A 26,775-nucleotide genomic window follows, 5' to 3' on the forward strand; every position below is an offset into this window, starting at 1 on the left:
TCAATTTGTAAGTTTTTTACCGTTAAACAGAGACACAAGGAGAATAGTGATGGCAGACCAAACGCAACTTGATCGACTCAAAGCGGGCGTTGATGATTGGAACGCATGGCGAGAAGCCAATTCAGAGGTGAAAGTTGACCTGGAGCGTACCGACCTGAGCGGTGCGAACCTGAGCGGTGCGAACCTGAGCGGTGTCAACTTGCGCCGTGCCGATCTGAGCAGTGCCAACTTGAGCAGTACCGACTTGAGCGGTGCCGACTTGAGCTATGCCGATCTGAGCTATGCCAACCTACACAGGGCCAACCTGAGCAGTGCCAACCTGAGCGATGCCGACCTGCGCAGTGCCGACCTGAGCAGGGCCAACCTGAGCAGTACCAACCTGTACGGTGCCGACCTGCGCAGTGCCGACCTGCGCAGTGCCAACCTGAGTTATGCCGACCTGAGCAGTGCTGACCTGAGCGGTGCCGACCTGGAGGGTGCCAACCTGCGCGGTGCCATAAGGTAGGCGATGGAGCCCTAGACAGGGCATATGAGACGGCGCTGGGGGGAATCGTTTATGAGCACGACTGTAGTCCCGTAAGTTTTTTATTGAACAGAGACACCAGGAGAATAGTGATGGCAGACCAAACGCAACTCGATCGACTCAAAGCGGGCGTTGAGGAGTGGAACGAATGGAGAGCAACCAATCCAGAAATGGCAGTTGACCTGAGCAAGGCCGACCTGAGCGGTGCCAACTTGCGCCATACCAATCTGAGCGATGCCAACCTGAGTTATGCCAACCTGAGCGATGCCGACCTGAGCGATGCCGACCTGCGCAGGTCGGCACTGCGCAGGGCCAACCTGAGCGGTGCCAACCTGATCGGTGCCGACCTGAGACGTGCCGACCTGCGCAGTGCCAACCTGAGTAATGCCAACCTGCGCGGTGCCAACCTGATCGGTGCTGACCTGGAGGGTGCCAACCTGCGCGGTGCCATAAGGTAGGCGATGGAACCCTAGATAGGGCACAGGGAACGGCCCTGGGGGGAATCGTTTATGAGCATGACTGTAGTCCCGTAAGTTTTTTATTGAACAGAGACACCAGGAGAATAGTGATGGCAGACCAAACGCAACTTGATCGACTCAAAGCGGGCGTTGAGGAGTGGAACGCATGGCGAGAAGCCAATTCAGAGGTGGAAGTTGACCTGCCCCAGGCCGACTTGAGCGGTGCCGACCTACGCCGTGCCGATCTGAGCAGTGCCGACTTGAGCGGTGCCGACTTGAGCTATGCCGATCTGAGCTATGCCAACCTGAGTTATGCCAACCTGCGCAGTGCCAACCTGCGCGATGCCGACTTGAGCGGTGCCGACCTGCGCAGTGCCAACCTGCGCGATGCCGACCTGGAGGGTGCCAACCTGCGCGGTGCCATAAGGGGGTATAGGTGACGGCCCTGGGGGGAATCGTTTATGAGCACGACTGTCGTTCCATACGTTTTTCGTTAAACAGAGACACCAGGAGAATAGTAATGGCAGACGAAACGCAACTCGCTCGACTCAAAGCGGGCGTTGATGATTGGAACGCATGGCGAGAAGCCAATTCAGAGATGGCAATTGACCTGGAGCGTACCAACCTGAGCGGTGCGAACCTGCGCCGTGCGAACCTGAGCGGTGCCAACTTGCGCAGTACCGACCTGAGCGGTACCAACTTGAGCGGTGCTAATCTGTGCCGTGCCAACCTGCTCGCTACCTTCCTGAGCGCCGCCAACCTAAGCAAGGCTGACCTGAGCTTCACTGACCTGCGTTGTGCCAACCTGCTCGGTGCCGACCTGCACAAGGCTGACCTGAGCGGTGCCAACCTGTGCCGTGCCGACCTGCGTGACGCCGACCTGCGCTTCACCGACCTGTGCGACGCCGACTTGCGCTTCACCGACCTGCGCGACGCCGATCTGAGTGATTCCAACCTGGATGATTCCAACCTGCTCGGTGCCAATCTAGAGGGTGCCATAAGGTAGGCGACGAAACCCTAGACAGGGCATAGGGAACGGTGATGGGGGGAATCGTTTATGAGCACGACTGTCGTTCCATAGGTTTTTCGTTGAACAGAGACACAAGGAGCATGGTGATGGCAGACCAAATGCAACTTGATCGACTCCAATCGGGCATTGAGGGGTGGAACGCATGGCGAAAAGCTAATCCAGAGTTGGAAGTTGTTGACCTGAGTAAGGCCGATCTGATCGGTGCCGACCTGCGCGGTGCGAATCTGAGTGGTGCCGACCTGAGTGGGGTCAACCTGAGTGGTGCCGACCTGAGTGGGGTCAACTTAAGCAAGGCCGACCTGCGCGGTGCGAACCTGCGCGGTGCCGACCTGAGCGGGGTCAACCTAAGCAAGGCCGACCTGCGCGGTGCGAACCTGCGCGGTGCCTTCCTGATTGGTGCGAACCTGCGCGGTGCGAACCTGAGCGGGGTCAACCTGAGCGATGCCGACCTGTACGGTGCCGACCTGAGCGATGCCGACCTGTACGATGCCTTCCTGCGCGGCGCGAACCTGAGCGGTGCCGACCTGCGCGGTGCAGACCTGCGCGGTGCCATAAGGTAGGCGATGGAACCCTAGATAGGGCATAGAAAACGGTGATGGGGGAAATAGTTTATGAGCACGACTGTCGTTCCATAGGTTTTTCGTTAAACAGAGGCACAAGGAGAATAGTGATGGCAGACCAAACGCAACTTGATCGACTCAGAGCGGGCGTTAATGATTGGAACGCATGGCGAGAAGCCAACCCAGAGGAAGATATTTACCTGAGCGGTGCCGACCTGAGCTATGCCAACCTGAGCTATGCCAACCTGAGCTATGCCGACTTACACGGTGCCAACCTGATCCATGCCGACCTGAGCGATGCCGACTTACACGGTGCCAACCTGATCTATGCCAACCTGATCGGGGCCAACCTGATCGGGGCCAATCTAGAGAACACCGACCTGATCGGGGCCATAAGATAGGCGACGGAGCCCTAGACAAGGCATAGGGAACGGCGCTGGGGGGAATCGTTTATGAGCATGACTGGGTAGTGCATTAATCTACGGGTCAGAGAAAAAACAGCCAAAAACAGCAATCTACTGCTGTAAGGTCTCTAGGGTAGCCTGATTATTCTCTAGCCTGTACGAAATAGGACTACCCATGACTGTAGTCCCATACATTTTTCGTTGAACAGAGACACAAGGAGACTGGTAATGGCAAACCCGACGCAACTTGATCGACTCAAAGCGGGGGTTGAGGGGTGGAACGCATGGCGAGAATCCCATCCAGGAGAGGCAGTTGACCTGCGCCGTGCCAACCTGCGCCGTGCCAACCTGCGCCGTGTCAACTTGATCGGGGCCAACCTGGGTGGTGCCAACCTGATCGGGGCCAACCTGCGCAAAGCTGACCTACGCAAAGCCGATCTGAGCAATGCCGATCTGCGTGGTGCCGACCTGCGCCGTGCCGATCTGCGTGGTGCCGACCTGATCGGGGCCGATCTGGGCGGTGCCGACTTGATTGGGGCTGGGCTCGGCGGTGCCGACCTGCGCCACGCCAACCTGATCGGTGCCACAAGGTAGGCGACGGAGCCCTAGACAGGGCATAGGGAACGGCGCTGGGGGGAATCGTTTATGAGCACGACTGTAGTCCCATACGTTTTTCGTTAGCAGTCCAGTGCCAACTCAGCAGCCCTATGCCCTGGCAATGTAGCTTGCTTCCCGTTAGGGTGGGCTAAGTACAAGCTGGCAGTAGGTTTCTCAAGATTGAAGTGTTTTGCTTATCCCGAACTGAGGTTAACGATAGGCATTCTGATGGTATTCCGAACTCAGGTTTTGCAAACATCCTCGCAAACATTCCTCTAGAGGCCAGAGGCGTGCAGAGTAGCGTGGGCTTCCGATGGTCTGGGTTTATGCCCCCACAAAGCGGTTGGCTAGAGCGGCTCCATCGAGGCCCAGGGCCATCGCGTATTTTCGTAAAAATGCGCGAATGTAAAATGGCTCCGGTAGCGGGCGCAGATCACCCGACTCCAGGGCATTCACAATGTAGGGCTGGATAAAAGTCATCTGGTAGATCTCCTCTACCGACCAGCCCTTCGCCAGACGATGCTGCCGCAGTTCGGCCCCAACCTGTTGCAAATTGGCCGACATCTGAGCCAACTCCTCCGCATGGGCCTGCCGCTTCGCCGCCAGTGGCCCATGGAGATAGGGCTGAGGCGGGGCCACGCGGGCCGAGGGCACCTGGATTTCTGCGGTACTGGCAGACCGATGGACACAGGTTTCTGGGCGCAGGGCCGTCAGCATCCGTGGCGATATGGAGGGCATCTCTGTAGCTTGGGCGGTTCCGGTTTCTAGGGGGTGTCCCGCCGACTGGCTCTGCTTAAGTTGCTGATCGAGCCGATGGCGGTTCAGTAGCCCCAGTGCCACCAGGGCCGTTAGGGGAGGCAGGGCCGTCACCGCCACCTGTTGGGTTGCGATGGATGCCGCCGCCGCCGCCCCACTGCCCACAATCAGCGCATATTCCGAGGCCATGGCGAGATTTGGCTTGGAGGGTTGGGTATGGGTCATGGCAGCCGATAAACCTTTTGTAGGGTGATTCTGTTTATCTTGTACGACGGTCAGAGAGGGTAATCCGTACAGTTTGACCTCTAATTGGTATTAATTATGCTTCATCCCTAAGGGTAGAACCCTCCGTAGTTAGGGTAGAACAAGGTACGGAAAGCATGGTCGAGGGCATCCCACAGGTCATCAAAACTTTTGGGCATAAAAAGCCCGCCAGGAAAACCAGCGGGCGCAACGTGGAGTGATTGGCAAAGGAGCGTTGAGGGAACCATCCCCGTCGGATTTGCCCCCCGACAGGGATTACTCATTCTCCTTGCCCGTTCTGGTTGCCTATTCTATAAGAAGATGTTCAGAACGTATCAATTAGCACAGGGTAATTTGATCACATAGACAAAGACGCCTTCAAGATCTTGATGGATGCCGTTGCCTATGTGCTGGAGGTCGTGCTGCGGTTCCTAAAAGCCCAAGGCTTTGTCCTACTCCCTTGGCGGTGGGTGGTGGAGTGCCCTATCGCTGGCTTCATGAGTATCTTCGGTTGACGATGGAGGACGGGCGCTTGCCTGCATTCTTTAAGGCGTTTATAGCGGTTCTCGATAGAGTCAGGTACACCGTTGCTGGGCTCTCAATCCCTCCAGTTCCTAGCGGCCTAAGGCTCACTCTGTACCCCCCTTGATAAGGGGAGCAGGGGGGATCATCGCAATGTACTTTAACCGAGTGCAATCCGCTATATTTACGTCGTTACAATTTACGTTAAAATACGGATACTTATGTAAGTTATATTTCATTAATTTCCGTATTCTCAAGTTTTTAAATATCCTGTAGTCTTCCCCATGACGTAGTCAATTTATACGGATCTGGGAAGTGCATGGTCAAAATTCTATTGATTCATGCATTTAATCTTTCTCAGATTTGCTGAAATTCTGGCTGGGCTCAGGTATTAGCCAGACTTAAGCCTAGGCTCTGTGTGGGATTTCCATGAATATTGATGAGTGTAAACAGGCCGAACTCGAATTACAAGCCCAGAAAAAGTTCATTGAAATCGCTATCCAGACTGACCCAGACCTGGTGGTTTATCTGTTTGATGTACCCAGCCAAAGCCTGCTGTTTGTCAGTGATTCAGTGGCCAATTTATTAGACTATACCGCCACAGAAATCCTGGCCATGGGGGCCGATCTGGTGTCCACCCTCGTGCATCCCGACGATCACCTGGGTTTTGCCACCTATATCGAGCAGCTTGACCAAAGCCCGCCGGGAACCACCCTCACCTTTGAATATCGGGTGCGCCACCGCGATGGCCGTTGGCTATATGTACTGCTGCGGGGGCAAGCCTATACCCGCGACGAGCAGGGACATATTCAGCAGGTTGTAGGTTCGTTAACAGACATTAGCTGCCGCAAACGAACCGAAGCCAACCTCCAAGCCTCTGAGGCCCGCTTTGAGGCCATCGCCAACCTCGTTCCTGATTTTCTCTGGGAAAGCGAACCCGATAGCTTCAACACCTGGTGCAACCAACGCTGGCTCGACTACACCGGGCAAACCCTAGAGCAAGCCTTGGGCCTGGGCTGGCTAGAGGCCATTCATCCTGATGATCGAGCCACATCGCTTCTGATTCAGCGAGAATCTGCCGAAACGGGAGAACCCCGACGCGAAGAACGCCGCATCCGTCGCCACGATGGCGAATACCGTTGGTTTGTCTCTAATTTTGTCCCTATCAAAAATGCAGAGGGCAAGGTGATCAAGCTGTATGGTTCCGTCACCGACATTCACGAAGGACGCATGGCGCTGGAGGCATCCCAGGCAGCGGCAGAAATTGACGCTTTTCGGGTCAGATTGTCGGATGTGCTGCGATCCCTCACCAACCCGATCCACATTCAAGCCGAGGCTTGCCATCTGCTGGGCGAACAGTTGGGGGTTGATCGTGTCTTTTATGCCGAAATCAATGAGATCGAAGGCTATGCCCAAATCAATCACGAATATACCCAGGCGGGTTTGCCCTCCCTCCTTGGCCGCTATTCCCTGGCAGACTATGGTGCTAGTCTGCCCTATCTGCGCCAGGGTGAAACGGTCATTGTGGCCGATACGCAAACCGCCGTCTTTGTCCCTGAACGGGATCGCCTAGCCCTGGCTGATCTCGGCCTGGTTGGCATGTTGTCTCTCCCGCTGATTAAGGATGGCCGATTGGTGGGAGCCTTTACCGCCACCACCACCACACCCCACGACTGGACAGCAGCAGAGGTAGACCTGGTGCGCGAAACCGCTGAGCGGCTGTGGACAACCATGCAGCGGGCCGAAGCCGAAGCTGCCGTGAAAGACCTTTCCGAGCGTTTAGCCTTGGCGTTGCAAGCTGGATCTATTGGCACCTGGGATTGGGATTGCGTCAATGAGGCGCACTGGGATGACCAAATGTACGCCCTCTACGGGACGCAAAACCGAAGGGAACAGGCAGGTTATCCCACCTGGCGCGATAGCTTGCACCCCGACGACCGCGACCGGGTCGAAGCGCTGTTACAGGCGGCACTACGGGGCGAGGCCGACTACAATACCGAGTTTCGCATTCTGCGCCCGAATGGAGAGATCCGGTGGATACAGTCCATTGCCCAGGTACAGACGGATGACCACGGCAACCCCAAGCGGATGGTGGGCATTCACCAAGACATTACCGAGCGAAAACGTGCGGAGAGTGAGCTGAAAGAGCAAACCAGTCGCCTTAGGTTGGCCTTACATGCGGGCTCCTACGGCATTTGGGAATGGGATTTGGTCAACGACCCGATCTGGGACGAGCGTATCTATGAAGACTATGGCCTGCAAAACCTAGGGCGACCCGTCACCTACCAAGACTGGCGTAATCGCATCCATCCCAATGACCTTCCTTGGGTCGAGGCCCAACTGGAGACCGACTTGCGGGCCAGAATTCCCTTTAGTGCCGAATTTCGCATTTGCCGCCCTGATGGCGAACTGCGGTGGGTCTCATCTACGGCCAAGTTGTATTGCGATGGCCAAGGCCAGCCGATGCGGATGGTGGGCATTCACCAAGACATTACCCACCGCAAACTCGCCGAGCAGGAGATTTGCAACAGTCAGGCCAAGTTTCAGCGCTTGGTGGATGACATTGGCGATAAATTCGTTGTCTTTAGCATTGCTGGAGGCACCCTTTTCACTTACGTCAGTGGTGGGTTTCAGACCGTCTTTGGGGTGCCGCCAGAGGCCATTTTGGGTCGGTATTGGGCCGATACGATCCAGTGGTTTCCAGAGTCCATAGAGTTGGCCCAATCTGAAGATGAGACACTGCGAACTGGGCAGGTGTCGTCCCAGGAATTTGAGATGTCCTTTGTCCACCCCGATGGAAAAGCCCGAACCGTTCGCGTGGTGCAGCATCCCGTTTTGGATGGAGCGGGTAACCTTCTGGCCATTGAGGGAGTGCTGGAAGACATCACTGAACGTAAAGCTGCCGAAGCTGAATTATGCCGCACCAATGCCGAACTGGAACGCGCCACCCGCCTGAAGGACGAATTTTTGGCCAATATGAGCCACGAACTGCGGACGCCCCTTACCGCCATCCTCGGTATGACCGAAGGGTTGCAAGAGGAAATCTTTGGCCCCCTCACCGAACGCCAGCAGCGCAGCCTAGCCACCATCGAGCGCAGCAGCAGCCACCTGTTGTCTTTAATTAACGACATCCTCGACCTCTCTAAAATTGAAGCGGGCCAGGTGGATCTAGACTTCAATGCCATCAGCGTCAGCCTGCTCTGTAGCGCCAGCATCGCCTTTGTGAAACAGCAGGCCTACAAAAAACGTCAGCAGATTACCACCCTCATCCCCGACGGCTTACCCGACCTCTACGGCGACGACCGCCGCCTGCGCCAGGTCTTGATTAACCTGCTCACCAACGCCGTCAAATTCACCCCCGAAGGGGGCCACATTACCCTCGCCGCTAACTACATTACCCTCGCCCAAAACGATGTCCAGGCCGAAATCTTCATTCACCCCCAGGCCAACCCTGGCGATACCCTGGGTCTGTTGTCTATCTCCATTACCGATACGGGCATTGGCATTAGTCCCGAAGATGCCCAACGACTGTTTCAACCCTTTGTGCAGGTCAACACCGCCCTCAATCGCCAATACGAAGGCACCGGGCTGGGCCTCTCCCTGGTCAAACGCCTTGTGGAAATGCACGGCGGCGAAGTCACCTTCACCAGTGAAGTCGGCAGCGGCAGTTGCTTCACCGTACAACTCCCGATCATCGCCCTCCCCAACACCGACGGCTCCCCAGTCCATGTCACAGAATCTATCGAGGCTGCTACTCCGATAGACTCCGCCGAGGCTCCCCTGATTTTGCTCGCTGAAGACAACGAAGCCAACCTCAGCACCACCAGTTCCTACCTAGGGGCCAAGGGCTATCGCCTTGTCATCGCCAAAAACGGCCTAGAAGCCATCGACCTAGCCACCACGGCTCAGCCCAACTTAATCTTGATGGACATCCAAATGCCCCACCTCAATGGCCTAGCGGCCATCCGCCAAATTCGGCAAAACCCTGCCCTGTCCACGGTGCCTATCATCGCCCTCACCGCCCTCGCCATGCCCGCCGACCGTGAGCGCTGCCTAGAGGCCGGAGCCAACTGCTACCTCAGTAAGCCCATCCGCCTCAAGCAACTCTCCCAAAGCATCACCACCTTGCTAGCCAAGGGTTCCCCTCCGTAGAGAGGAAGCATGGGGCGGACAAAGCTCTTGTTCGTTCAGTCCTCATAGATCCGGCATTCATCGGCCTCTGGATTCGCGTCGCAGTAGTTTTGCAACGAGTTCTTCTGTTTTTCCGGTTCCCGCTGGTGAGCCGTTTCCGCCTGAAGTTCCTCAACAACATCCCAGGCGGCGGCACAGGCGGGAGACGTGGCTCCTTGCTCGCTGCAAATGAGGCGGGCTTCTTCTCGTGCCGCTTCAATGCGATCTTCTAAAAAGAGTGATTTCGATAGGGTCACAAAGTCACTCTTAAACAAAATGTCGCTAATCGATACAATGCCGAGAAGTTGCTGGCCATCCACAACGGGGGCACGGCGAATGCGGCTTTGGGCAAAGAGGCGCGCCAAATACTCAACGCCAAGTTCTGGGTAGACCGTAATGCAGGGCTTGGTCATCACTTCATAGACCCGGACTTTTTTAGGATCATGGCCGAAGGCTGCAACGTTATAGACAATGTCAGACTCGGTAATCGTGCCGAAGGGATCCTGGGCACTGCGGGGTTCAACAATTAAGGCGCGGAGCTTTTTAGCCTTCATCAGTTCTACGGCCTCGGCCACGCTGGCGGATCCTCGAATGGTCACAACCGTGGTGGTCATAATGTCCTTGACTTGCATCATGATTTCTCTTTCATCCTTCATAGGTGTGGGCACAAAGCGACCGTGAGCTGGCTATTTCACCCTTCCCGCTAAGGCATGGGAAAGGCTGTAAGTCGGTGTGGGACGGTAGGTTGGAGCAAAGACAGATGGCCGCTTGACCTCGCCAACCGTTCCTGGAGCGTAGGCTTCGAGAACTCGACCATTGCCCCAGCACATGGTGAGCAGGTAGTCGCAGTGAGGACATTCCGTTGTGGCCACCCGTGAATCGGAGCAGCCTTGGCACGCCGTTCCCTCGTCATCAAAGTGACGCTGGGCCGAGCGGCCACAGTTAGGACAGTAAATCTCTAAGGAGGTAAGCATGATAAACCCTCGCCATGGAGTGGGGAAGAAGGCCGAACTCGAAGCAACTTGCCGTCATTGAGTTAGAGATACTTCTCGTTAGAGATATTTCTCGACAGCGGCAGTAAAGTCCTCATAGGGTTTCACCCCAATCAGGGTTTCGAGGTGTTCCCCGCCCTTAAACAACATCACCGCTGGAATACTGCGAATCCCGAATCGCTTAGCAACGGTGGGGTTGGTGTCGAGGTCCAACTTAAAGACCTTGGCTCGATGCTCAAAGTCTTGGGCCAGTTTGTCCATGAGGGGAGCAACGACCTTGCAGGGGCCGCACCAAACAGCGGTGCAATCGACCACGAATAGAGAACCTTCAGCTAATAGAGTGTCGAATTCCTGTTCGCTCGCAATCGAAGAGGCAGTAATCATGACCAAGTAATGTCTCAATAAATGACCGGACAAAAGACAGAGAAAACCGTAAAACTCGCTTTGGCAAGGCCGAGCCATGGGCTAAAATGGCAAGCACCACTGTTCGTCATGGCCACGGTACTGTGATGGTTGATCCTGCCGCTTACCAATCTCCTACGCCCTGGGAACGATTAGAACAAGGGCGACAAGCGAAGGCAGCCAGGGGAGGCTATGCGGGCTATGGATCCCCCGCCTTTGGGCAACAGGCCGTGAATGGTGAGTTGATCGCCAACCCCCAAGAAGCGGAGGTGGCTGACCTGATTCGGCGGCATCATCGGTCGGGCAAGTCGTTGCAGAAAATTGCGGACTGGCTCAACCAGCGAGGCTACACCACTAAGCGGGGTCATCAGTGGCAGCGGGTTTCGGTAAAACGGGTGCTAGACCGCATCTACGGTAGAACGCCGAGAATGTCTGGAGTGGATGACTCTCGTTCCGAGCATTCCTAACGTCAGGGCAGCTATTCGTCTAAAGGGAACCTAATCAAACTTAAAAGCTTTATTCATCGGAGTTTCAGGGAATATTCTGTTACATCCCTCATAATAGCACCAGAGAGGCTTACGTCAATTGATATCGGTAGGTTTTACCGATATTTCTGTTACATCCCTCTTGTGCTGTTCTGTCCCTCTCTGCTGCTAAGCCCAGCGCCTGCGCTCTATGCCCTCTGCCGGAACTTTAGACTACGAGTCCTTCGACAACCCTCTACGCTGGTTTCCCGATCTGACGGCAGCCATTGAGCGGAATCCCATTATTGTGGCCCCAGACACCCCCCTCATCCAGGTGATCAGCCTGATTAGTCAGGCCCACGACCGTTGCGCCCTCGGCCCCCTCTCTCCCCTAGATTCCGAGGATCAAGACTGGGCAGGCCCCGAGCGGTTGGCCGGGTGTGTGCTGGTCATGGAGGGATCGGAGCTGCGGGGCATTTTGACCGAGCGCGATGTGGTACGACTCACCGCTGCGGCCATCGACTGTCGCACTGTGACGGTGGCAACCGTGATGACATCTCCGGTGGTCACGCTGGCAGAACAGGCGATACAGGACGTTTTTGCGGCGCTCTTTCTCCTGCGGCGTTACCGGATTCGTCACCTGCCCGTTTTAGATGCCGATGGGGCCGTGGTGGGGGTCATCTCCCATGCTAGTCTTCGCCGAGTGCTCAAGCCAGCCAATCTACTGCGGTTTCGGCGGGTGGCGGATGTGATGTCTACCCAGGTGGTGCAAGCTTCTCTGACGACACCAGTCTTGACCCTGGCTCGGCTCATGGCCAACCATCACGTGAGTTGTGTGGTCATCACCCAACTGGATGATGAAGGCTATGCACGTCCGGTGGGCATTTTGACCGAGCGCGACATTGTTCAATTTCAATCCTTGCAACTTGATCTGGTGAACACCCCAGCCTATGAGCTGATGAGCACGCCCTTATTTTTGCTGAGTCCCCAAGATTCTCTATGGGTGGCCCAGCAGGAAATGCAACGACGCCATGTAGGACGGCTGGTGGTGTCTTGGGACTGGGGCCGGGGCATGGGCATTGTGACCCAAACCAGTTTGTTGAGGGTGTTTGACCCCATGGAAATGTATAGCGTGATTGAAAATCTCCAGCAAACCATTCAGGAACTCCAAGGTCAGTCGTCGCCCCACACCCTAGAGGATCGACAGGATCCTTCCGCCCTTTTCCTAGATTCTCCCACCCTCACCCCGCTGACGGCTGGCCCTGGAGCCTCCCCTTCCTCCACCCACCCGGATGCCGCTACTCTGCAAGAGCTGCTGGCCCATGTCGTGTCTACCCTCGATGCCCTGATCGCCGAGCCCAACCCGTCATCGCAGACGATGAAAACTCGCCTGATCCATCTGCTGAATCACATCAAAAAAGCCTGAACACCGGAGGCTGATTTGGGGCGGACAATTGGCAAGGGGGGACGGATTGAGTGACAGATGGCGTATCGACTATAATTGTATTTTCAACTACCCCATTTAGGGTTGATTTTAGGACAGTTGTAGGCTGATTTAGTCCCGAAAGGTTTGACCGCTAGAACTCATGCTTCATGACCGTTTCAGTCTTAACGACCAAAATTTTCCCATTGCTAAAACTAAGCCTAACGGCAATAGATGAATTCAACCTGCTGTTGCGTTTTTACCAGGTTTTGCCCAGCGTTTGATACGCCCTACCGTCACGGGCATTGTATCGGCTACGTCGAGGGTAAAGCGAAATACCTGACGAGATCGCCGACCATGATCAGGATCAAAAAAGGTGAGTAAGACATCCCAGCAATCACTATTCAGACGACAGTAGGGACTTTTTTCGACCTCGATGGTATCAAGCTGTCGACCTGAGGCAATAGCTTCGGCAAAGGTTGCGGCGGCCTGAAAGGTATTGGTAACGGCGAAGTTGAGGGCGCGATCCCGTGATGTTTGTCCGACATTATGGAGGTCGTAATAGACTCGGTTGAGGAATGCCGTAAGACTGAGGCGAATGTCTTCTAGGGACGTCTCTTCAGTGCCAGAGAGGGTATTGATGGCGGCATCCACGAGGGTATTCACATTCCAGCCATACATTCCCCTGGGGTTGCTGACATTCAACACAGGCACCACCTCACCCGAGAAGAGTGTTACCGTGCGGTTAGTTTGTCGTCCTGGAATACTAATTCGCTCAATAAACTCATGGCTGATTTCGGGTGCGAGTTGTCCGTTGAGCATTAGGAGGAACATTTCATAAATGTCATCGGCAAAGGGGCCTTTTGGGTCGAGGGCGTAGAGAGTATTTTGATCAAGGTTTAATGTCCAAATGAGGGCATGAGCCGCATCTGGGTGACGATCCAAGTGCTCAACCATCTGACGAGCATCGTAGGGATTCGGGGGAACCATGCCCCCATTGGGGTCTGCCGGAGCCATGGTTTGTTTGAAGGTATCGCGACGGGCTTCATCGCCAAAGTCATAACTCAGGGTCCCCAGGGCGTAGACATGGCCAGAGTAGGCGGTGGAGGGGGTAATAGAGGAGGGAGAGAGGGGAGGAAGGGAAGCAGCGGAAATAGAGGAAGCGAAATCATCCAGAGTTTGGCTGCTGACAGTTGACTCCTGCTTCTGATTTCTGACTTCCGACGGAGCGATTGCCTCATAATCCTGCCGGGTGACCTGGTTGCCAGTGAAGGCGATGGTCATCGATGGGCCGAATAGAAGCTCCATGGCCCCGGGGAGGTTCACTTTGCCATGCAGACAGCGTTCGGGTTCATCGGTGTCGTCGGGGGTGCAGGGTAGGGCGGTGTTGAGTAGGGCGGCGCGAATGGCTTCCGCATCGACGGGCTTACCCTGTTGAAGTTGCAGGCTCATCAGTAGACCACAGAGCCCGGTCATCACAGGCGCAGCCATACTGGTGCCCTTGAGGCGTACCGGCTCTTCGTTGGCGGGTTGGGCACCGAGAATCTCACCGCCGGGGGCCATGATCCCTTCTAGGGCGTTATTACCGCCCCAGTTGCTGAACTTATAGGGCTTACCGTCAGGCTTAAGAGCTCCCACCGACAGCACCCCCGGTAAGGTAGCGGGCATACACCAGCATTCCCCTTCGTTGTTGCCAGCAGGGGCGACAATCAGGATGTTGTTATCCAGGCACTTCCGTAGGGCTTGGAGTAGAAACTCTTCCCCCTCGCCGGTTTGGGTGGGGCGACAGGCAGCACAGTGGATGATGTTGGCTCCTAAATCTAACGCCAGCTCAAAGGCTCGAGCTAGGTTGAGGGGGGAGATAAACTCTTCGTTGTCGCTGGTGGTGTTAAGGGGGACGTTAATTACCCGACAGCGGGGGGCCAGACCAGGAGAAGGGGTATTTTCTTGACCAACGATGGTGCTGGTGATGTGGCAGGCGTGGTTGTCGCCGTGGATACGATGGAGTAGCGAATCTGGAAAAGTCGCCTTCATCGCTTCGTTTTTTTGGTCTTTATCTAGGTCGTCGTTGTTGTCAATTTCCTGGAACTGAAGATAGGCCACCTGGGGTACGGGTTCGGCGGGGGGGTGCCAGTAGGGAAAGACCTTGGAAATTTCCGCCCCATCGAAACAGGATAGGCTGTGGTCGGGGTTGCCATCCAAAATGACAATGGTGATGCGGGGATCACCCAGGGTGTGATTGCGCAGGTCGGCGAGGCCAGGAATGCGATCATCGAGATCGTGGGGATGCTGGGCTGGGGACGCGGAGGAGGGAAGAAATGCTGTTGGCTGAATTGCGTCTTCGCTCAATCCAATAGAATCCGATTCAACTTCACTGGCTTCAAGCTTTGAATGAACGTCGGAGGGGTCAGCCTTCTCTTCAGAAGTCCATTCTTCCTGACTCATCTCACTAGCATCTAGGGCAGATTCGCTCACTTCGATGGTCAATTCTTCGGAAGCGTTAGTGTGATCTACGGTGGTCACTTCAGAGCTGCTTGCCTCAACTTTCCCTGTCGGCAGTGACCCCAGCATGAATTCACCCACAGAGGATTCCACCACATAATCTAGTCCGGTGGCTTGGGCGAAGCGATCACTATCTCCTGTTCCTAGGGCGCAAGGAGCCAGACTCATATTTGTAGCCACCAAATAAAAGTTCTCGTACAGCACCCCTACGTGCTTCAGCACCAGGGCGTAGGCCAGGGAACGATATTTGCGAAACAGGCGGCCAAAGCGGGCGGTGATAATCAGCAAAACTTGGGGCATCCCCTGTTCACCACTCGCCTGGTGAGCATCTTTAAGTAATGCTTGAATATCGGCAGCAGCAGCATCAAGTTGAGCCAGGTGGTGGTTGAGGGGATCGTAGTGGTACAGGCCAGGACTGACCCCAGCACAATGGCGCACCACCGGGTAAATCTCCAGCTCGTACATGGCTCCGCCGCAGGGGTAGGGGCGGCGGCTTAGCTCGCCCCAGTCAAAGTCCTCACCAAACTCCGCCTTCAGCAGAGCCTGTTGCTCCGCCTCCAGACCATAAATCTCCTTGATCCGGGCGGTGCGATAGAGAAATTCCCCCAGTTGTTCAACGGTGATAGGCTGGTGGTCGTCGTACTCGCGAATCGACCGCCGCGTCTCCAGGGCGGTGGTCAGGGTTTTATCCCGCTGGCGAATCGCCTCAATGCTGAACTGGGGTAGGGGAACAATTTGCCCACTCATCGGCGGTTTCACCACCGGAAACTGCTCCCAAACCCCTACACTGGCGGCGATATTCGCCGTTGAGTAGTCGTGGCGGTAAAGGCGGCTGCGGCTGTGGAACAGCAGATTGTGAAATTCCCACAGTTGCAGTTCCGGGGCTTCGGCAGCTTCTAAGCTCAAAAAGCCCGTAGCCCAGAGTAGGTTTAAGAACTGATAGGCGGTTTCTGCTCCGATCTGCGGGGGGGGAGTGACCCGTCGCAGGGATTGGGGCTGGGCAAGCTGGGCCAAAATGGCGCTGGCTCGCCAATCGGTGAGCCGCACCCGAAATTTTGACAGAGGCGACTCCAGCACCATGCCGCCCTCGTGGCTGCGCTGGTAGGCAAAGCGCGACAGACTTACCTGGACTTGACTCCAGTGGGGGAGGGCGAGGTTGAGTTCGGTAGACTCCACCATCGGCTCCGCGATTGCCAGGGGTAGCACGGCGTAATTTAACCAACCCTGCTGATCAAGCTGTTGTAAAGTTACCGCCAACTGTTCCGCCGCCGCTGGCCCCTGCCGATCTACCAAGGTTTGCATCAGGGCTTCTGCCGTTGCCCCCCCCTCCTGCAATTGAGCCAGGGCATCCCCCATGCCGGTGATCGAAGGGATAGTTACCTTGGAAGGGGGCACCTCCGGACTGGCGTTAGCCCCCTCCAGGGTGAGGCAATAGCCATCGGTGCCAGCATGAACCTGAATAGCGGTATTGAGGGACAGGGCAAAGGGGTAGGCGGGCATGGGTTTTGGTCAGTAGGGTTTATAAAGGGAGGGCGGTGGCAGATATGCTATCTTGCGTCACCCCCTCAGGGTGCCAGGTATCAGAAGGCCCTGAGATATCAACGGTTGCCCGTCAAATTATCGAGGAGAATCATGCTCCTTGGCGGACGTAATCGCCCTGGTGGTGGTCTAGAATCGTCTGTTCTAAAATTAAGCCGTGACTACTCGTCGTCGCCATCGTAGGAACATCTACCAATGTGCTCTCCCAAGTGATTAGAAGGGCCACAAGTAGCCACTTCGCTGAGTTCGGCGAGGGCGCTGGGTAGCTGGCCCGTGGGTACCCGGTCTACGGGTTGCTGGGGGTTTGGGGTAATCGACTTGTTGTTCATTTGAGTTTCCTCATTAGGTTTACAGTTGACCCCTTAGGGGGGGCAGTCCCTTCCTGTTGTCAAGAAGCCTGTGGCGTGGCCCGGTGTGGCGAGGGGGCGGCAAATAGGGGATGGGGAGAACCTGACTCAACATGCTCCCCGTCGCCCTCTAAAACGGCATCGCCATTGGGTTCATCTCTTCCTCCGGCGTGGGTGCTTGCCGCCAGCCCAGGTTCACTGGCACGTCGTAAAGTCGTCCGGGGCCGAAGCGTGACCAGAAGTGGCGCAGTCCCGGCACAATTACCTTGACCACGTTGAGCCCGATATCTGGGCGGGTTTGGTCGAGTACCAGGGTTTCTAAACCGGCTTGCTGCACGATATTCACACAGGTCATGACGTCATCGCGGATATCGTCGCCCCAGCGTTTTGGGTAGTCCTGGATTGTCTTCAGGGGTTGAGCTGGATCGGGTACGAGGTAGGGTTGATTGTCGAGGGTGGCCTCTAGCAGCCAGAGCTTCGCGTCGCCATCGAGTTGGTCATCGGGTACCCGGTCGAGTTCTAGCCCCAGTTGATTGACCTCCGTCAGGGCTCGCAGAATGGCGATGGTGGGGTCGAGGTGAGCGCCAAAGCCCAGGATGAGCCGTTCAGACTCGCCCACGGTGCGGCGGGAGACCCCGGCAAAGGCCGGGATGCCTAGGTCGGCGGTGAGATCGAGCACCCACAGTTCCCGGTCATGGTCGGCATAATACTGTTGCAGGTCGGTAAAGTAAGGCTCGTCAAAGCTGGTCAGATCGACGGCGGGTCGCTGCAAGCGGTTATACCACCAGAGGGCAACGCTGTCCCGCTCTACCAGTTCAAAAAAGCCCTGCAAAATGGCCTCCTCCAGGGTATTGCCAGCGGCGTTGCCGTTGGAGTCGGCTCGACAGAAGGCTTGATCCTTGGGTTGGGGGGCGTTGTAGTAGCAAAAGGCGGTGGGCAGGTACTTATGACGCTGCTCCGTTAGCGACCATACCGGTGTCCAGTCCATGCGCTGATCAGGGTCAAAGCGCTGGGGAATCCAATCGTGAGCGGCCTGGCGGTTTTCGTTAATGGCGTCTCGACGGGCATACTGGCTGTCGCTGATGCAAAGACAGGCTTCGGGATTGATCGCCAACTCGCCTAGCTCGGTGAACGTAGCCTGTTGACGGGGTTCATCCCCTTGATAAATACCGGAGTAGCGCTCCACCGCTTCGCAAAAGCCACTGGCGCGGGATTGGCTGTCGGTTTTGCCCTTGCCCGAACTCTTGTGTTTTAGGGTGCTGCGTAAGCCACGCAGGGAGGTGGCACCACCAAAGGCATGGCCTGCCCGGTAGGTATGCACCAGGGGGTTGGCGGGGTCGGTGACTCGCACCAGCTCAGTGACCACTCCGGTGATGGGGCTGATTAAATGCTCGTGCTGTTGCACCGTTTGCTGGGGGGTGATGGCGCGGTGGCCACCGTCGCGGGTGAACTGCTTTTGACGGGGTTCCAGCACCAGCGGCTCGAATCCTCGCGCTGTGAGGATATCGGGGTCGCCGCAGGTAGGGCATTGGGGGCGACGACTCAGGGTGTGGGTCTTGAATTCGAGGGTGCGGTGATTGAGGGTTAGCAGTCGCCCTTGGAGCGATGGGGTATGGCTGATGACAAGGTGTTTGGCGATTTCGGTGGCGGCGAACTGGAGGGCGGTCTGCACGGTGGAGGGTAAGGCGGCACGGGCCGTGGGGAGGTAGGCGCTGGGTGGCGCTGTCTCGGTTGCTGAGGACGGGGTGGAGCCATTGGAGGATGCAGCGTGTTTTTGGCGCTGTACGGAGGTTTCCACTTCGCGATTGCCCGCTAGGCGCTGGGCCAGACAGTGCCAGCAACCGGTTTCACCGGGCTTAAAGACGGGGCCTAACCAGAGGACACTACCCAGGGGTTTAACCAATAACCAAGGTTGCTGGTGTTCGATGTGTTGCTGGTTGAGGCGGGCTAGGTCGGGGTGTAGGTAGTCGTCGGTGAGGACGATGGTCAAGGCGGTGTCTGAGTGGGAACTGGTTTCCACTGGGATACCCACATCATGGAGGGCCGTCGAGAGGATATCCACCAGCTCTGGGTTGATCCGATCCCCAACCGGGGTGACGACAACGGGGCGCTGTAAGGCCTGGGCCGCTTCGGCGGGGGCTATCCCCAGTTCGCTCCAAAAGGCAGCGACTTCAGGGGCCATCTCGGGGGCCGCCGTGGTCAAGTAGCCCTTTTCCATCAGGCGGTTGAGCACAAAGTCGATGTAATCCAGGGGCACTTCACCGTTGAGTTTCTCGGCGATTTGCTCCCGGCTGTGGTGGCCATCCAGAAAGGGGAGAATCTGGCAGTAGAGCTGGCCGGTGAGGGCATGGTTGTCTTGCTCACCCAATAGGTAGACCTGTTTGGGTTCGATGATTTCAATGTGGTAGTGGGGTTTGATTTGGAAGGTCATTTTTCTACGAGTTGAGCAACTATGGCCGTGATAAAACACTCACCGACGACGGTTTGATTCAGTAGTATTCAGTCTTTTGGCAATTAGAAACGATCTAAGAAAATTGCGCTCAAAACTATCGAGGATTTGGTAACTGCTATCACCCGAAAAGCAAGCTCGCCAATGGGGGAAGAAGACTTGGAGAGGGGGAGACCGAGAGACAGGGAGAAACTGAATCAATTTTCTCTCCTGCTTCCTTTCTCCCCATTACCCCGCCAGGGTGCCAGGTATCGGAAAGCCTTGAGGTATCAGCGGTTGCCCGTCAATTTATCGAGGCCAACCAGGCTCCCTGGCAGCCGCAGCCGCCCCCATGAGGGTCGAAAAGCATCCATGCTAGGATTAGCGATGACTACTCGTCGTCCCCATCATAGGAACACGTACCATAATGAAACCAGTCTTGGGGAGTACATCCATCTACGAGTGCTGCTTCGCTCAATTCGGCGAGGGCGCTGGGTAGCTGGCCGGTGGGTACCCGGTCTACGGGCTGCTGGGGGTTGGGGGTAATCGACTTGTTGTTCATTTGAGTTTCCTCATTAGGTTTACAGTTGACCGCTTAGGGTGGTCAGTCCCTTTTTCGGTTCAGAAAAAGTCTGTATAGGGGCAGAGAAAAAGATCTGGTGACAGGGAAATGAGTCAGCATTTCTATTCATTTCCCCGCCACGCAGTCTCGCAAGGGTGCCAGGTATCGGAAAGCCCCGAGATATCAACGGTTGTCAATTTATCGAGGCCAACCAGGCTCCCTGGCAGGCGCAGCCGCCCCTTTGAGGGTCGGGTAGTGCATTAATCTACGGGTCAGAGAAAAAAACAGCCAAAAACAGCAATCTACTGCCGTAAGGTCTCTAGGGTCGCCTGATTATTCTCTAGCCTGTACGAAATAGGACTACCGAGGGTCGAAAAGCATCCATGCTAGGATTAGCGATGGCTACTCGTCGTCCCCATCATAGGAACAAATACCCCAAAACCTACTACCACCCTCACTTGGACCAACTTCTGCACTGAGTGCTGCTTCGCTCAGTTCAGCGAGGGCGAGGGCGCTGGGTAGTTGGCCGGTGGGTACCCGATCGACGGGTTGCTGGGGGTTGGGGGTAATGGACTTGTTGTTCATTTGAGTTTCCTCATTTAGGTTTACGATTTGACCGCTTAGGGCGGTCAGTCTCTTCCTGTTGTCAAGAAGCCTGTGGCACGGCCCGGTGTAGAGATGGGCGGCGAATGGGAGAAGACTGGGAAAGGGAGGGAGGAGGCAAGCAAGATATCTTCGGTCACCCCGTCCCCGCCTTACTTACAGTTGCCCCCATGAGAGTCGAAAAGCATTCATATATGTGTTTCTATGACTACTCGTCGTCGCCATCATAGGAACAGGAACAACTACACATTATACTCACTACCTTGAAGGGTAGTACTCCTGCACTGAGTTCTGCTTCGCTGAGTTCGGCGAGGGCGCTGGGCAGTTGGCCGGTGGGTACCCGGTCTACCGGTTGCTGGGGGTTGGGGGTAATGGACTTGTTGTTCATTTGAGTTTCCTCATTGAGGTTTACAGTTGACCGCTTAGGGGGGTCAGGCCCTTCTTTTTGAAAGAAGCCTGTAGCGCGGCCCGGTGTGGCGAGGGGGCGGCGATGAATAGGGAAGAGGGAGGAGATGAGGGGGTAGAGGAAGCTGGGGGAGAGGGGGATGATGAGGAAGAGGGAAGTGTAAAGGACAGATTCTTGGGACTGTTCGGATTTTTGCTCCGTTTCTTCCCCTGCCCCCTTTCTCTCCGTCACCCGTTCTTCCCTTAACGTCGCTCCCAGCGAGTACCGTTATCCCACTCGATGGTGTTGAAATCCTCTGAGACCAAACCTCCAACGAATACTCCTGTATCAAAGAAAATATCAATCTGAACCCTATTAAGATCGTCCTGAGAATCTATACGGACAGTGGCATCGCCGTAGGACCAGTGTTGCTTAGCTAAATCCCTCGCCACAATCTGATCGAAAGCATCACCAGACTCAATCACAATCTCCGATAGAAAATTGCCAGGATAGGACCAGTTACCGATGAGTTGGTTGATCGTATCGGTGACATTAGGCCCTGGTGATACTTCGTCTACCGGCTCTTCTCCGTTGATTAATTCTTCTTCACTCATCGGTTGTTCTCCCTACGGTTTAGTAGTTTTTGCATGGTTTCTTGTTCAAGTTAGGGATAACCATCCCAGCGGAGGGGGTGACAGGAAGAAAATGTTAAAAAGTGATTTTTACTCCATTTCTTCCTCTGCTCCCTTGATCTGTTTCTTTCTCAGTTGCAGCCTAATCTGCATCGTCCCCATCGTAGGAGCACAAATACTCGGTACAGGTCCTTGTCGCCAGATCAGATGGCAACACAGCCGCCATACCGTTAGCTTCGGACCGTTCTAGCGACAGTTGACCACTGCTAATGCGGTTAATCGGCTTTACCTGGAGAGGCATCAGTTTGTGATTCATGGGGATTTCTCCTTAGTTTAAGTTTGTGAGTAAATGTCTGGTTGTCGAGCGAACACTCAATCGGTGAGGCTGATCGCTTTTCCTTTGCGATGAGCAGGGAAGACGGGGGCTGAAATGGCAACCCGATCAGCATCTTTTCCCTTATAGGAACAGGGGGATGATGAGGAAGAGGGAAGTGTAAAAGATAGATTTTGGGACTGTTCAGATTTTTGCTCCGTTTCTTCCCCTGCTCCCCATCACGTCCAAATACGTCCCCGACGAAAGTCCTTCACCCCCTTCCCCTTCTTGGCCTGTTTCCGGGCGTACTCCCACCAGTAGGCGTAGTCCTGTAATCCGGTCTGGGTGGTGGGCAGGTAGGATTTTTGTGGGGTAGTGTCGGCAGGGGCGGGGGTGTCTTTTGTAGCCATGGCAGTCTCCTTGTGAGAGTCGGTAGAAAGGGCAGTGTGGTGGTGGCCTAGGATAGCCACTAAAGCGGCCACAAAATCCGTGGGGGCAGCGGCGCTGGCGGCAAAGGCCAGGCCCCCCGTAGCCGTGGCAACTCGGGCATATTCCTGAGCTAGGGCATCCCGGTGGCGACTTTTCGAGAGACCCAGATGGGTATGTACCCTGACACCAGCGGTTTGGGCCGCCTGAATGGCCCGATCCGCTGCGGCCACATCGGCGGCCTCAGGTTTCTCCCCGCCAGCCTCTAGAGCTTCGTCACCGAGATAGAGCAGGTGGCGCTGGGCTTGTGATCGCCAATCTAGGTGGGTAGTGGCATCCTCAATGGCCCGGGCGGCATCTTCCTGCGCCCCCCCATCGGGGAGTTCGCCCCGTTGGCGGCTGCGTAGGAGACCAGGGTCAACCTGGCACTCCTGGGTTAGATAGGTGCGGAGGGTTTGGGTAAAGGCGGTCTGACGCCAGCGCCCCTCAATGCCCAGCCACACCAGCCGGATATCTAGGGGCCACTGACCTTGGGCAATCGCTAGGGCAGACTCAGCCGCCTCGCTGATCGCCCGGGCATCGGCTTTCAGCGTCGGGCTGGTGTCGGTCAAAATCACCAGATCCACCAGGGGCAGGGAGGGAGCCATACTCACGCCTCGTTAAGGGTTGACAGGACTTAAAACCAGCGACCCAGGGCACTAAAGCCCGAATGCATCACCTGGTTATAGCTGCGTAGGGCATAGGCCGACGGGTCGTTGTAATTCGCCCCGTGCAGCAGCTTCATGCGAACACTGACCAGGCTCTCTACACTGCCATGTTCCACATCCACACAGGTAGCTGGCTGCAGGAAATGGGGGCGTTTAACGGGAGGGGTTTGTTTGGGTAAGGTCATGATTTTTTGTGGGGAGAGAGGGGGGCAGAGGGGGGCAGAGGAAGCGGAAGTTCTAAAGACAGATTCTTCCCCTGCTTCCCTCTCCCCCCTCAAGGGTGCCAGGTATCGGAAAGCCCCGAGTTATCAACAGTTGCCCGTCAATGTATCGAGGCCAACCAGGCCCCCTGGCAGGCGCAGTCAACCCTTTAAGGGTGAAAAAGCACCCGTGTTATGATGGACACAACTACTCGTCGTCGCCATCATAGGAACACACACACCCACAAAAGGCCACGAAACACATCGGCTCGCCTCGGGAATTCTCGCCAGCGGGTGCAACAGCTCCTCCCAACACTTCTTCGCTCAGTTGAGCGAGGGCGCTGGGCAGTTGGCCAGCAGGAACGCGATCCACGGGTTGCTGGGGGTTGGGGCTAATAGACTTGTGGTTCATTTGAGTTTCCTCATTCGGTTTACAGTTGACCGCTTGAGGCGGTCAGTCTCTTCTTGGGTTAAGAAGCCTATGGGGGGAGATGGGAAGAATGTTGAGGCCGTGTCTCCCGGTATTGAAGTGTCCTAGTCTCCCCTGTCTTTCTGATTCCTAATAGGGTGAAGACCAGCTCTTCACTTCACCCAAAGTCACCGGAATCAGGTCGCTGACATCAATCGTGAAGCGGAAAATCTTCTTAGCACGACGGCTATTTTCAGGGTCAAAGAACTTCAGCTTCACATCCCAGCAATCGCTATCTAGGCGACAGAAGGGACTTTTCTCAACGGTGATGCTATCCAGTTCCATCCCTTCCGCCACAGCCTGACTAAAGGTAGAGGCCGCCTGGAAGGCATTGGTCACCGCAAAGTTCAGAGCCCGGTCTTGGGAGGTGGTGCCCAGATTCCGGAGATCGTAGTAGATCCGATTCAAGAAGCTATCCAGGGTGCGGCGCATCGCCTCTTCGTTGGCATCTCCCTCAGCCGCCTGCACCTGGGCAAAGGCGGCATTGACCAGATTATTGACCTTCCAGCCATAGAGACCACGGGTGCTTTGGGGTTCAATCACCGGAACCACTTGACCCGAAAACAGTTTGATGGTGCGTCCCGTTAAGAGACCCGGAATACTAACCCGCTCGATATAGCTATCGCTGCTTTCAGGTTGAATTTGCCCTGCTAGCAGTTCTTGTAGCGCTAAGTAGGATTCCCGGGCAAAGGGGCCTTTGGGCTCAATGGCATAGACCGGGGTCAATTCAATATTCAGCGTCCAAATCAACGAGCGAGCTTCAGAAATATCGCTGGCCAGGTAATCCACCATTTGACGGGCATCGTAGGGGTTAGCAGGCACCATCGTGCCGCTTCCTAGGTCAAAGGGGGGCATTAATTGCTTGAAGGTATCGCGGCGAGCCTCAGATCCAAAGTCGTAGCCGAGGGTACCCAGGGCATAGACCAATTGGCTAGAGGCGAGATCGCTAGGCGCTTGGCTGGGGGTTACTTGATGGGTTGTCATGGGAGAATTTGGGTTAGAGATAGATGGATGGGCAAGGGTGGTCGCTGCCTCAAGGGCAACATCCGGCTCGGACGTGCTTGTGGTCACAAACCTTTCGGCTTGAGGCTCCGTAGGAGCGCTAGTGGTGACTCCTGGGGAGGCTACCACTGCTGTTCCACCACAACCGCAGCCACCAGACGCTTCAATACCAGAGGCTGCCAAGGCAGTCAGTTCATCAGACATGGGATCTCCTGTGAGTAAAGTGAATGCTCCAGGTAGGTTCAACCTACCTGCTAGACATCGGCGAGTGCCCTCAGGGATATCGACATCGCAGGGTAGAGCACTCTGTAACAACAGTTGGCGAACTTTTTTGGGGTCGGGAATCTCCCCCCGACGCTCTTGTTCAGTTAGCAACAATGCAACTGCACCAGAAACAATAGGGGTAGCAAAGCTTGTCCCGCTAAGGCGCTCTGTACCACCACCGGGTTTAGCTCCAAGAATGTTTTGGCCAGGGGCCAAAATACCCTGCTGCTGATAGGTGATGCCCCAATTGCTAAAGTCCAAGGGATGCCCACGGGCATCCATCGCCCCAACAGCCAAGACATTGGGCATGGCAGCGGGTACATGTAAGCAATCGCAGCCATTATTTCCCGCTGCCGCCACAATTAAAATATTTTTTTCTTGGCAGAGGCGTACGGCATTGGCCAGCCAACCATCGGACTCCCCAGCATCGGTCAGTTGACCACCACTGATATTAATCACCTGGGCTCCGGCATTGGCCGCCTGCTCAATGGCTCGCGCCATATCTAACTGCGTAGCACTGTTTCGCTCATCCGAAAAGATAGGCACTATCAGCCCTCGACACTGAGGCGCAATCCCTGCAATACCGCTACCGGGCTGGCCAAAGATAATGCTGGCAACGTGGGTCCCATGGCTAGACATCTGGCCATCCCGGCGAACCGTATCGGTCACGAGGGTGGGTAGCGAGACGAGATCTGCTCCATCAAAACAAGCATGGCCTGTATCGACAGGACCATCTAAGACAGCAATGGTGATCATGGTTGATTGTAGTAGTACTTGAATACAGCGGTTGTAGGGCTGCTTCACAAAAAGTCGTAAACGGTCAGGCGTTTTTCCGCTTAGAACAGAGACTTTGAATATCTCTAAAACTAACTGCTGACCTAAATTGATCTGAGACAGATAAATAAACCTTACGTAGATGCTTAGCCTAATTGTGGCCTTAGACTCTGACTGTCTCTAGAGCAATAGTGAAGAGTGGATGGATATTTACATTCTTAACTATCAACAGTAGTATAAAACGAACAATACATGGTCTTTGTGAAGCATAAAACCGTCAAAATACGATACGTTTTTCAGATATGAGAGATGAATATACTTAGCCTTCCTTAAAAAAATTAACATTTTGCAGAATGACATTGACTTTTTTCTATGTACTACCTAAAGCATTATTGATGATAATGCCTTCAACAAGCTTTAGGAATGGGTCGTTTTTTACTCTAGACAGCCGCTTAACGACTCGCAATCAATAATGCCGTGAACTCGAAAAACTAAGATCGCCATTTATCAAGGATTTCGGGAAGCGCAAAATCAATGCATACGAAAAAAGATTTGTCAACCTGTAGAATGACGGAAAAACAGTACGTTGTAAGTGGTTTTATGCAGGCTCGAATATTTTTAGCAAGGGTTCACAGGATGGCTCGTCGATTACTTGAATTGCCTTATTACGAATTCCTGGATTCCCAAATTATTGACTCTTTCGGGATTATGGTGATAACCTGGGCTGATGCCTAGGAATGACAGAACTTTCAGCTATTTTCAAAAACGCAAACCACATACTGCTATACAACTCTAGTCACAAACCCAGAAGAGCCAAAACACGCGATTACGCCATTATCTAGCCCGCCCGCATCGCAAAACGCTGTGTTATTCCAAGTCAGTGGATATGCTGACCCACTCAGTGCGATTGTTACTGCACTGCCTTAAGTTTGGTGATATCCCGGTTCCTGAAGGGTTCATCTCTTAATTCACAACACTCCGGACAGTTTTTTGGGGTTGGGTTGGAAAAAAGCTATCCACCGCATAGAGTGCAGGTGCAAGTAAAACACGGTGCACCGATGGATAGCCTCAACAGCAT

26 protein-coding genes and 1 pseudogene are annotated in these 26,775 nt (G+C 55.1%); 12 read left to right on the forward strand and 15 right to left on the reverse strand.

Going from position 1 to position 26,775, the window contains the following annotated elements; translation table 11 throughout:
• The first annotated feature begins 49 nt into the window (after positions 1 to 49).
• The 7 genes from H6G62_RS14945 (at position 50) to H6G62_RS14975 (ending at position 3,569) form a co-directional block, all read left to right on the forward strand.
• Positions 50 to 505 (forward strand): pentapeptide repeat-containing protein, encoded by a 456-nt coding sequence (locus H6G62_RS14945; RefSeq protein WP_190496513.1) that lies wholly within the window; start codon positions 50 to 52, stop codon positions 503 to 505.
• 110 nt (positions 506 to 615) lie between these two features.
• Positions 616 to 981 (forward strand): pentapeptide repeat-containing protein, encoded by a 366-nt coding sequence (locus H6G62_RS14950; RefSeq protein ID WP_190496515.1) that lies wholly within the window; start codon positions 616 to 618, stop codon positions 979 to 981.
• A gap of 110 nt (positions 982 to 1,091) precedes the next feature.
• Positions 1,092 to 1,421: a pentapeptide repeat-containing protein gene (locus tag H6G62_RS14955; protein ID WP_190496517.1), complete on the forward strand. Its 330-nt coding sequence runs from the start codon at positions 1,092 to 1,094 to the stop codon at positions 1,419 to 1,421.
• An 80-nt stretch (positions 1,422 to 1,501) separates the two neighbouring features.
• Positions 1,502 to 1,987, forward strand: coding sequence for a pentapeptide repeat-containing protein (locus H6G62_RS14960; protein ID WP_190496519.1), 486 nt, complete (start codon positions 1,502 to 1,504; stop codon positions 1,985 to 1,987).
• 110 nt (positions 1,988 to 2,097) lie between these two features.
• A complete protein-coding gene (locus tag H6G62_RS14965; protein ID WP_242052043.1) occupies positions 2,098 to 2,571 on the forward strand; it encodes a pentapeptide repeat-containing protein in 474 nt (157 codons plus the stop codon).
• Between the two features lie 110 nt (positions 2,572 to 2,681).
• Complete coding sequence (locus H6G62_RS14970) at positions 2,682 to 2,972, forward strand: pentapeptide repeat-containing protein (protein WP_199325008.1); 291 nt, start codon at positions 2,682 to 2,684, stop codon at positions 2,970 to 2,972.
• A gap of 231 nt (positions 2,973 to 3,203) precedes the next feature.
• The gene (locus tag H6G62_RS14975) at positions 3,204 to 3,569 is read left to right on the forward strand and encodes a pentapeptide repeat-containing protein (RefSeq protein WP_190496525.1); all 366 of its coding nucleotides are present in this window, start codon (positions 3,204 to 3,206) and stop codon (positions 3,567 to 3,569) included.
• Between the two features lie 327 nt (positions 3,570 to 3,896).
• Here the strand turns inward: H6G62_RS14975 and H6G62_RS14980 are convergent, their stop codons facing one another.
• Positions 3,897 to 4,553, reverse strand: a complete 657-nt coding sequence (locus tag H6G62_RS14980) for a helix-turn-helix transcriptional regulator (RefSeq protein ID WP_190496527.1) — start codon at positions 4,551 to 4,553, stop codon at positions 3,897 to 3,899.
• A 407-nt stretch (positions 4,554 to 4,960) separates the two neighbouring features.
• Between H6G62_RS14980 and H6G62_RS28350 the strand changes: the two genes are divergently transcribed.
• Together H6G62_RS28350 and H6G62_RS14985 are read left to right on the forward strand one after the other, a co-directional pair.
• Positions 4,961 to 5,086 carry a hypothetical protein gene (locus H6G62_RS28350; RefSeq protein WP_277883030.1) on the forward strand — a complete coding sequence of 42 codons (126 nt, stop codon included), beginning with the start codon at positions 4,961 to 4,963 and terminating at the stop codon, positions 5,084 to 5,086.
• Positions 5,087 to 5,522: 436 nt separating this feature from the next.
• Positions 5,523 to 9,245, forward strand: a complete 3,723-nt coding sequence (locus H6G62_RS14985; RefSeq protein ID WP_190496529.1) for a PAS domain-containing protein — start codon at positions 5,523 to 5,525, stop codon at positions 9,243 to 9,245.
• A 35-nt stretch (positions 9,246 to 9,280) separates the two neighbouring features.
• Here the strand turns inward: H6G62_RS14985 and H6G62_RS14990 are convergent, their stop codons facing one another.
• The 3 genes from H6G62_RS14990 to trxA all read right to left on the reverse strand — a co-directional run bounded on the left by H6G62_RS14990 (position 9,281) and on the right by trxA (position 10,639).
• Positions 9,281 to 9,898 (reverse strand): CP12 domain-containing protein, encoded by a 618-nt coding sequence (locus tag H6G62_RS14990; protein ID WP_190496531.1) that lies wholly within the window; start codon positions 9,896 to 9,898, stop codon positions 9,281 to 9,283.
• Between the two features lie 51 nt (positions 9,899 to 9,949).
• Entirely contained in the window at positions 9,950 to 10,237 is a 288-nt protein-coding gene (locus H6G62_RS14995) for a hypothetical protein (protein ID WP_199325009.1), read from the reverse strand.
• A 78-nt stretch (positions 10,238 to 10,315) separates the two neighbouring features.
• A complete protein-coding gene (gene trxA, locus H6G62_RS15000) occupies positions 10,316 to 10,639 on the reverse strand; it encodes a thioredoxin (RefSeq protein WP_190496534.1) in 324 nt (107 codons plus the stop codon).
• A gap of 86 nt (positions 10,640 to 10,725) precedes the next feature.
• Between trxA and H6G62_RS15005 the strand changes: the two genes are divergently transcribed.
• Positions 10,726 to 11,124, forward strand: a complete 399-nt coding sequence (locus tag H6G62_RS15005; RefSeq protein ID WP_242052045.1) for a recombinase family protein — start codon at positions 10,726 to 10,728, stop codon at positions 11,122 to 11,124.
• A 208-nt stretch (positions 11,125 to 11,332) separates the two neighbouring features.
• Complete coding sequence (locus H6G62_RS15010) at positions 11,333 to 12,547, forward strand: CBS domain-containing protein (RefSeq protein ID WP_190496536.1); 1,215 nt, start codon at positions 11,333 to 11,335, stop codon at positions 12,545 to 12,547.
• A 237-nt stretch (positions 12,548 to 12,784) separates the two neighbouring features.
• Here H6G62_RS15010 and H6G62_RS15015 read toward each other — a convergent pair whose 3' ends face one another.
• The 11 genes from H6G62_RS15015 to H6G62_RS15060 all read right to left on the reverse strand — a co-directional run bounded on the left by H6G62_RS15015 (position 12,785) and on the right by H6G62_RS15060 (position 25,679).
• Positions 12,785 to 16,546 (reverse strand): PatA/PatG family cyanobactin maturation protease, encoded by a 3,762-nt coding sequence (locus H6G62_RS15015; protein WP_190496538.1) that lies wholly within the window; start codon positions 16,544 to 16,546, stop codon positions 12,785 to 12,787.
• 200 nt (positions 16,547 to 16,746) lie between these two features.
• Positions 16,747 to 16,914, reverse strand: coding sequence for a DUF5837 family cyanobactin class RiPP (locus tag H6G62_RS15020; RefSeq protein WP_190496540.1), 168 nt, complete (start codon positions 16,912 to 16,914; stop codon positions 16,747 to 16,749).
• A 148-nt stretch (positions 16,915 to 17,062) separates the two neighbouring features.
• On the reverse strand, positions 17,063 to 19,363 hold the full coding sequence (locus tag H6G62_RS15025) for a TOMM precursor leader peptide-binding protein (RefSeq protein ID WP_190496542.1): 2,301 nt from the start codon (positions 19,361 to 19,363) through the stop codon (positions 17,063 to 17,065).
• A gap of 388 nt (positions 19,364 to 19,751) precedes the next feature.
• A complete protein-coding gene (locus H6G62_RS27895; protein WP_242052047.1) occupies positions 19,752 to 19,922 on the reverse strand; it encodes a DUF5837 family cyanobactin class RiPP in 171 nt (56 codons plus the stop codon).
• A gap of 402 nt (positions 19,923 to 20,324) precedes the next feature.
• Entirely contained in the window at positions 20,325 to 20,507 is a 183-nt protein-coding gene (locus H6G62_RS27900; protein WP_242052048.1) for a DUF5837 family cyanobactin class RiPP, read from the reverse strand.
• 226 nt (positions 20,508 to 20,733) lie between these two features.
• Positions 20,734 to 21,162, reverse strand: coding sequence for a DUF5837 family cyanobactin class RiPP (locus tag H6G62_RS28620; RefSeq protein WP_347239363.1), 429 nt, complete (start codon positions 21,160 to 21,162; stop codon positions 20,734 to 20,736).
• Positions 21,163 to 21,173: 11 nt separating this feature from the next.
• Complete coding sequence (locus tag H6G62_RS15040; protein WP_190496543.1) at positions 21,174 to 21,524, reverse strand: hypothetical protein; 351 nt, start codon at positions 21,522 to 21,524, stop codon at positions 21,174 to 21,176.
• Positions 21,525 to 22,094: 570 nt separating this feature from the next.
• On the reverse strand, positions 22,095 to 22,928 hold the full coding sequence (locus tag H6G62_RS27905) for a cyanobactin biosynthesis PatC/TenC/TruC family protein (RefSeq protein ID WP_242052050.1): 834 nt from the start codon (positions 22,926 to 22,928) through the stop codon (positions 22,095 to 22,097).
• Between the two features lie 29 nt (positions 22,929 to 22,957).
• Entirely contained in the window at positions 22,958 to 23,173 is a 216-nt protein-coding gene (locus tag H6G62_RS15050) for a cyanobactin biosynthesis system PatB/AcyB/McaB family protein (RefSeq protein WP_190496545.1), read from the reverse strand.
• 223 nt (positions 23,174 to 23,396) lie between these two features.
• Entirely contained in the window at positions 23,397 to 23,600 is a 204-nt protein-coding gene (locus tag H6G62_RS27910; RefSeq protein WP_242052058.1) for a DUF5837 family cyanobactin class RiPP, read from the reverse strand.
• A gap of 147 nt (positions 23,601 to 23,747) precedes the next feature.
• Positions 23,748 to 25,679 (reverse strand): PatA/PatG family cyanobactin maturation protease, encoded by a 1,932-nt coding sequence (locus H6G62_RS15060; protein ID WP_190496547.1) that lies wholly within the window; start codon positions 25,677 to 25,679, stop codon positions 23,748 to 23,750.
• 832 nt (positions 25,680 to 26,511) lie between these two features.
• Between H6G62_RS15060 and H6G62_RS15065 the strand changes: the two are divergent.
• Positions 26,512 to 26,664: pseudogene (locus H6G62_RS15065) on the forward strand (IS1 family transposase); the annotation flags it as partial.
• Positions 26,665 to 26,775: the final 111 nt, after the last annotated feature.

Source organism: Phormidium sp. FACHB-1136 (assembly GCF_014697375.1).
In the GTDB taxonomy this organism is placed as follows: domain Bacteria; phylum Cyanobacteriota; class Cyanobacteriia; order Phormidesmidales; family Phormidesmidaceae; genus Nodosilinea.